The 210-nt window shown below is 51.9% G+C and carries 1 protein-coding gene; it reads left to right on the top strand.

Going from position 1 to position 210, the window contains the following annotated elements; all coding sequences use genetic code 11:
- A partial coding sequence (locus AB1471_RS18265) for an ATP-binding protein (RefSeq protein WP_367781127.1) occupies window positions 1-180 on the top strand: 180 nt, incomplete at its 5' end.
- Window positions 181-210 lie beyond the last annotated feature (30 nt).

A 210-nucleotide genomic window follows, 5' to 3' on the forward strand; every position in this document is an offset into this window, starting at 1 on the left:
TACCGTGTTGATAAATCCCGGACACGAAAGGACGGCGGAACGGGTCTCGGTCTTGCCATCACAAAACACATCATCGACCGGCACGACGGAACGATCTCCTTCGAGTCCGTGCTCGGACAAGGAACAACTGTCTTGATTACGTTACCGTTGTTGCCGGACGAAGACGACGGATTTTCCTAATGTCATTTCGTCAGTCCGGAAACGATGTTG

This window comes from Jeotgalibacillus marinus, from assembly GCF_040801915.1.
In the GTDB taxonomy this organism is placed as follows: Bacteria; Bacillota; Bacilli; order Bacillales; family Jeotgalibacillaceae; genus Jeotgalibacillus; species Jeotgalibacillus marinus.